General features: G+C 64.3%; 1 protein-coding gene. It reads right to left on the bottom strand.

Translation table 11 applies throughout. The features are described 5' to 3' along the window. A partial coding sequence (locus PUN71_RS23045) for a dihydroxy-acid dehydratase domain-containing protein (RefSeq protein ID WP_283532432.1) occupies nt 1-490 on the bottom strand: 490 nt, incomplete at both ends.

Below are 490 nucleotides of genomic sequence, written 5' to 3'. Positions count from 1 at the left end.
GTCCAGGGTCATGGCGTTTTCGAACGCCTTGAAGTTGGCGATGTTGCGCGGCAACACCGACTCATCGTTCTCGCCGTAGTAGCGCTTGCACAGCTCGACGATGGTACGGCCGGCCTGCAGGAACAGCTGCTCGCGGTCGCTGTGGGTGGCCAGGGTCGAACCGTTGCCCGGCAAGGCCAGGCCCAGGGCTTCCACCAGGCAGTTCATCGAGTTGGCGGTGAACATGCCGGAGCACGAACCGCAGGTCGGACAGGCGCTGCGCTCGTATTCCGCGACCTTCTCGTCAGAAGCGCTGGAATCGGCGGCGATGACCATGGCGTCGACCAGATCGAGGCCGTGGGAGGCGAGTTTGGTCTTGCCGGCTTCCATCGGACCGCCGGAGACGAAAATCACCGGGACGTTGAGGCGCAGGGCGGCCATCAGCATGCCAGGGGTGATCTTGTCGCAGTTGGAGATGCACACGATGGCGTCGGCGCAGTGGGCGTTGACC

The sequence above is a fragment of the Arthrobacter sp. NQ7 genome, from assembly GCF_029581595.2.
GTDB classification, from domain to species: domain Bacteria; phylum Actinomycetota; class Actinomycetes; order Actinomycetales; family Micrococcaceae; genus Arthrobacter; species Arthrobacter phenanthrenivorans_B.
Note: the sequence above shows the minus strand (reverse complement) of the source record. Positions and strands in the feature narration are given on the sequence as shown.